We start from the raw sequence: 5559 nt of genomic DNA, 5'->3' as shown, positions 1-5559 counted from the left end.
GGGGGCGGGGGCGGGGGCGGCACGTCCTCCTCGTCCGCCGTGACCGCCGTACGCCAGCCGTGCCGGTCCAGCGCCTTGGCGAGCGCCCGTACCATCTCCGGGTCGAACTGCGTCCCCGCACAGCGCTCCAGCTCCGCCAGCGCCATGGGCACCGGCCGTCCGCGCCGGTAGGACCGGGTCGAGGTCATCGCGTCGAAGGCGTCGGCCACGGCCACCACCCGGGCGAACTCGGGAATCTGCCGCCCGGCCAGACCGTACGGATAGCCCGTGCCGTCGAGCCGCTCGTGGTGGTGGAGGATCGCCGTCCGCGCCTCCCCGAGGAAGCCGATGCCGCGCACCATCTCATGCCCGTACTCGGGATGCAGCTCGATCACCCGGCGCTCCTCCGGTGTCAGCGGACCGTCCTTGCGCAGCACCCGTGTCGGGACGCCGAGCTTGCCGACGTCGTGGAGGATCCCGGCGAAGCGGAGCATCTCGATCCGGTCCGGCTCCATGCCCAGCTCATGGGCGATCAGCACGGACGCGTGCCCGACGCGCTCGCTGTGCCCGCGGGTGTAGGTGTCCTTGATGTCGACCGCCTGGACGAGCGCCCTGATGGTGGCCTGATGGGCGGCGCGCTCGCGGTGGTACTGGGCGAAGACCCAGCAGGAGATGTACATCGGCAGCAGGACGAAGAGCGCGGAGAGCGGCCCGTAGGGGCTGCGCCACAGGACCGCCATCATCAGGCCGGCGAGCCCGTGGGCGGCGTGCGGAGCGAGCGAGCGCAGGAACAGACCGCGCCAGGCCGTACGCGGCGGAAGCCGCTCGGCGGTGGCGAGGATGCCGCCGTCGAGCACGGCGAGCACCAGACAGAAGGCGAGGGTCGCCGCCGCCGCGGGCAGCAGGACGTAGGGGAAGTCGGGCCGCGTCAGCCCGTATCCGCCGCCGAGCGCGACGGGGCCGCCGAAGAGCATCTGGGCGCGGGCTGCCGCCCAGGTGGCGAGGGAGAGCTGGGCGGCCCGCCAGATCCGCCGGGCGCCTCTGGGGCGCCGCTCGATCCGTCCGCACAGCGCGCCGGGCACCGCGACCAGCGCGGCGGCGGAGGGCGGCAGCAGAAAGGCCGCGGCGAGCAGGACGGGGAAGAAGGAACCGGCCGCGACGGGCAGGACGCCGTTCGGCGAGCGTCCCAGGAAGCGGCAGCGCGCGGGCAGCTCGCAGACGACGTACAGCGCCGCGAGCATCGCGAACGCCGGCCAGGGGGTCTCGGAGCGCGGAGCGGGACGGGCACACGCGGCGGCGCAGAGCACGGTGCCCAGGATGTACGCGCGCGCCGCACCCGGTATGGCCCTCACGCGTTCTCGCCCCTCCTCGTCCCGGCCCGAACAGACGGTCAGGCTAGCGAGCGGGGCGGCCACGGACGGCCGGAGAGCGGCGATTAGCACCTTTGGGTGACAACAGCCGCCATAAGGGCGACATCACACCGGTCGTGCGCTCCATGCGCACACACCTGTTCGTTTCCCTGCGCACAGACGAGTCCGTGCGCACAGAGAAGCGGAGGGGGGCCGTTCGGGGCTGGAGCCGGGGGGCTCACCCGCCGTGGGCGGGGCCTACTCGGCGGCGGCGCCGGGCAGGTCCGCGCCCGTACGCGTGGGCACGTCGCGCTCCGGCGCGGCCTGTTCCGACCTGATCAGATCGATCCGTCCCATGACCTTGGCCCGCAGGTCGCTCGGCACGTCGTCCTGTCCGCAGCAGCGTTTGACCAGCTTCTTCACGGCCTGTTCAAGGCCGTACTTCTCCAGGCACGGCGAGCACTCCTCGAAGTGCACCTCGAACTTGGTGCAGTCGCTGTCCGGCATCTCGCGGTCGAGGAACTCGTAGAGGTGGTCGAGAACCTCGGCGCAATCCGTCTCATGCGGCTCTCCGCAGCTCATGAGTCCGAACCTTTCCGATCGTCCGACGACTCCCCGACACCCGCCGGGACGAGCCCGCGGTCACGGGCGTAATCCTCCAGCATGCCGCGCAGCTGACGGCGGCCACGGTGCAGTCGTGACATGACCGTACCAATGGGCGTTCCCATGATGTCCGCGATCTCCTTGTAGGCAAAGCCCTCGACATCGGCGAGATACACCGCGATGCGGAACTCCTCGGGAATCGCCTGGAGCGCGGCCTTCACATCGGAGTCCGGAAGGTGGTCGAGCGCCTGCGACTCGGCCGACCGCAGTCCGGTCGACATGTGGGACTCGGCGCGCGCGAGCTGCCAGTCCTCGATCTCCTCGGCGGCACTGCGCTGGGGCTCACGCTGCTTCTTGCGGTACGAGTTGATGAAGGTGTTGGTGAGGATGCGGTACATCCACGCCTTGAGGTTGGTCCCCTCACGGAACTGGTGGAAGGAGGCGTACGCCTTGGCGTAGGTCTCCTGTACGAGGTCCTCGGCATCGGCCGGATTGCGCGTCATGCGCAGCGCGGCCGAGTACATCTGGTCCAGGAAGCCCAGGGCATCCCGCTCGAAACGGGCATTGCGCTCGGCACCGGTCTCACGGATGTCGCCGTCGTCGGTCCCTGTGTCGGTCCCAGTGACCGGACCCACCTCCTCCAACGCTGTGGTGGAGCCGAATGCGGACCCACTCGAATCGGAGAATAGTCGACCTTGCTGCGGCCGGGCCTGTCGGTCCGCTCCGCCCGCCGTGCGGACGGGAGCGGTTTTGGCCGCCGAAAGCACCGTCCACTCCAGGTCAGCGGCGTCTGAACGACGCGAGCACATGGTCGAACCCATACGACGGACTCCCTCTCCGAGCTCCTGTGTCCTTACACACCCCACAACAGCGATCCCGCCCCCGGCATTCCCTTGTGCCGCACGGCCTCGGCCGTCCCTCGCGTGCCCGCCCCTTGCCTGCCCCGTACCCGCCCTTTGCCGGTTCTTTGCCGCCACCGCCGCCCTACGCGGAGAGCCACTCCGCGACGCCGTCGGTGAGGACGCGCAGGGCCTCCTCCTGGGACACGGGCGCCCTTTTCGGTACGGCGAAGCCGTGATCGCCGCCGGGCACCTCCAGGAACGCGTACGCGCCCGGGGGGAACTCCGCGTGCTTTCCGAAGGTGTCGTTGCCGCCCTGGACGACCAGCGTGGGTACGCCCGTCCCCAGCAGCTCGGCGGCCCGTGACTTCTCCGGCCTGCCCGGCGGATGCAGCGGAAAGCTCAGCGCGAGTACGGAGTGTGCGCCCAGCTCACGCGCCGTACGGCAGACCACGCGCGCGCCGGCGCTGCGCCCGCCCGCGACCACGGGCAGGCCCGGCTTCTCCAGCACGGGCCACAGCGCCCGCCAGGCCGTGTCGAGGGTCCTGGGCGCGGGCGCCACTCTGCGGCCGGCCACCCGCCACGGCTGCTCCACCAGGGCGACGGTGACACCGAGCGGAGGCAGCGCGGCGGCGAGGGCCTGGAGGTCACGCGCCTCGATCCCGCCGCCCGCGCCATGGCCGAGGGCGAGCACCAGCCGGGGCCGGGGCGCCGCGTACCAGGTGATACGGGCGTCCCCGGCCGGCGTCCCGACGCTCTCGCGCTCGGGTGCGTTCCCGGTGGTCTCTGTCGGCTCGCTCGTCACACGCTCATCCTGCCGTGCGGGCCGGTGCCGCGCCGCCCCGGCCCGCATCCGCCGCCCCGGCGCGCGCACCGTCGGGCCCGCCCCGTACGACCCTCGCAACAGGACCCTCAGAACAGCGTGCTCTCCTCCGGCGCGGCCAGCTCCGCCAGCAGCTCGGGCCCGTTGTTGCGGACGCTGCTGACGGCCGTCCCGACGGGATACGCCCGCATCAGACCGGCAGGCGGCGCTTCGAGCAGCTCCCGCAGCTCCTCGGGATCCGTACGGGCCGGGTCCAGCCACGCGTCCCAGCGGTCCGGCGTGAGCATCAGCGGCATCCTGGGATGGATCTCGGCCAGCGACCCCGGTCCCTCGGCGGGAGCGACCGCCAGCGGCGTCTTCTCCGCCTCGGTCGTGATCACCGAGCAGGTCGCCCACCAGGCCTGCGGATGGTCGTCCGGCAGGGTGCGGTCGCGCCAGAACTCGTAGAGCCCGGCCATCGCCATCACCGAGCCGTCGGCCGGCGTCACGAAGTAGGGCTGCTTGCGGGGACGCTTCTTCCTGCCCTGCTCCTCCAGCCGGCGCTCGTCGGAGCCGGTGACCCACTCGTAGTAGCCGTCGGCCGGCAGGATGCAGCGGCGCGCGAGGAAGGGCCTGCGGAACGACGGCTTCTCGTGCACGGTCTCGGCGCGCGCGTTGATCATCCGTGCCCCGCCCTCGGGTGTCTTCGCCCAGGACGGCACGAGTCCCCACTTCAGCCTGCGCAGCTGACGAACCGGGACGGGCTCCGCGGCGTCTTTCACCGGACGCTCCAGAACCGCGTAGACCTCCTTCGTCGGGGCCACGTTCCAGTCGGGAGCGAGGGTCTCCTCGGGCTCCCACTTCTCCACGCCGAAGAGCCCCTGAAGAACTTCCGGGCTCCGGCTCGCCGCATACCGTCCGCACATGAATGCAACACTGCCACGACGCAAACCCAGTTGAGGAGCCGCCCGAGAAATGGCCAGTATCGACTCGACCTCGTTCGCCGATCTGTGGGACCGCGTCTTCGGCACCCAGCCCGCACCGGAGGACTGGCTGGTGGCCCTGGCCGCCGCCCTCGCGCTCGCGGCCGTCGTACCGCGTCCGCTCTGGCGGCTCTCCCGCAACGCGATCACCATCGCGCACGAGGGCGGCCACGGGCTCATAGCCCTGGCCACCGGGCGCCGGCTCGACGGCATCCGGCTGCACTCGGACACCTCGGGCCTGACGGTCAGCCGCGGCAGGCCCACGGGCCCCGGCATGATCCTCACCGCCGCCGCGGGATACACCGCGCCGCCGCTGCTCGGTCTCGGCGGCGCCTGGCTGCTCGCCGCGCACCACATCACGCTGCTGCTCTGGCTGGCGACGGCGCTGCTGCTCGCGATGCTGGTGATGATCCGGAACGCGTACGGGGCACTCACCGTGGTCCTCACCGGTGCCGCGTTCCTGTTGGTCTCCTGGCTGACCGAACCCGCCGTCCAGTCGGCGTTCGCGTACACGGCTGTCTGGTTTCTGCTCCTCGGGGGCGTACGCCCGGCGTTCGAGCTCCAGGCCAAGCGCCGGCGCGGCGGAGCAGGGGATTCGGACGCCGACCAGCTGGGACGGCTCACGCATGTACCACCGGCGCTCTGGCTGTTCCTCTTCCACGCCGTCTCGCTCTGCTCGCTCATCGGCGGCGGACGCTGGCTACTGGGCTTGTAAGCGCCCTGTGCACCTCTTATCACCTTCTCGTTACGCCCCGGTTTCGCCGCTTTTGTTCGGGATCCGCTTCGGTTACGAACCACTAAAGTGATGGCCATGACCGAAAGCTCCGTGCAGCCCGCCCTCTGGCCCGCCCCCTACGCACACGGGGCCGTCGAAGCGACGGTCACCGTGCCCGGTTCCAAGTCGGTCACCAACCGCGCTCTGGTCCTCGCCGCGCTGGCCGCCGAGCCCGGCTGGCTCCGCCGCCCGCTGCGCTCCCGTGACACCCTGCTGATGGCCGACGCCC

General features: G+C 71.5%; 6 protein-coding genes and 1 pseudogene. 2 read left to right on the top strand and 5 right to left on the bottom strand.

Annotated features, from left to right (window positions below):
• The 5 genes from BFF77_RS28300 to BFF77_RS28280 form a co-directional block, all read right to left on the bottom strand.
• Positions 1-1331: HD-GYP domain-containing protein (locus BFF77_RS28300; RefSeq protein WP_066955375.1), on the bottom strand; the 1331-nt coding region annotated here is incomplete at its 3' end.
• A gap of 255 nt (positions 1332-1586) precedes the next feature.
• Positions 1587-1910, bottom strand: a complete 324-nt coding sequence (rsrA, locus tag BFF77_RS28295; RefSeq protein WP_066955371.1) for a mycothiol system anti-sigma-R factor — start codon at positions 1908-1910, stop codon at positions 1587-1589.
• Positions 1907-2566 carry a sigma-70 family RNA polymerase sigma factor gene (locus BFF77_RS28290; protein WP_066955368.1) on the bottom strand — a complete coding sequence of 220 codons (660 nt, stop codon included), beginning with the start codon at positions 2564-2566 and terminating at the stop codon, positions 1907-1909. Before BFF77_RS28290 ends, rsrA begins: the two co-directional genes overlap by 4 nt.
• 349 nt (positions 2567-2915) lie before the next feature.
• A complete protein-coding gene (locus BFF77_RS28285; RefSeq protein ID WP_066955364.1) occupies positions 2916-3575 on the bottom strand; it encodes an alpha/beta hydrolase family protein in 660 nt (219 codons plus the stop codon).
• A 107-nt stretch (positions 3576-3682) separates the two neighbouring features.
• Entirely contained in the window at positions 3683-4498 is an 816-nt protein-coding gene (locus BFF77_RS28280; protein ID WP_066955362.1) for an SOS response-associated peptidase, read from the bottom strand.
• A gap of 49 nt (positions 4499-4547) precedes the next feature.
• Between BFF77_RS28280 and BFF77_RS28275 the strand changes: the two genes are divergently transcribed.
• Both BFF77_RS28275 and BFF77_RS28270 read left to right on the top strand, forming a co-directional pair.
• A complete protein-coding gene (locus BFF77_RS28275) occupies positions 4548-5270 on the top strand; it encodes a M50 family metallopeptidase (RefSeq protein ID WP_425424436.1) in 723 nt (240 codons plus the stop codon).
• A gap of 96 nt (positions 5271-5366) precedes the next feature.
• A pseudogene (locus BFF77_RS28270) lies at positions 5367-5559 on the top strand (3-phosphoshikimate 1-carboxyvinyltransferase); the annotation flags it as partial.

Origin of the sequence: Streptomyces lushanensis, from assembly GCF_001700515.1 — a bacterium.
GTDB lineage: Bacteria > Actinomycetota > Actinomycetes > Streptomycetales > Streptomycetaceae > Streptomyces > Streptomyces lushanensis.
This window is presented reverse-complemented; position numbering and strand designations above follow the sequence as displayed.

Bases quoted from the DNA above. Each gene is read 5' to 3' on its own strand.
- rsrA (WP_066955371.1), bottom strand. From the start codon at position 1,910: ATGAGCTGCGGAGAGCCGCATGAGACGGATTGCGCCGAGGTTCTCGAC.
- BFF77_RS28280 (WP_066955362.1), bottom strand. From the start codon at position 4,498: ATGTGCGGACGGTATGCGGCGAGCCGGAGCCCGGAAGTTCTTCAGGGG.
- BFF77_RS28275 (WP_425424436.1), top strand. From the start codon at position 4,548: ATGGCCAGTATCGACTCGACCTCGTTCGCCGATCTGTGGGACCGCGTC.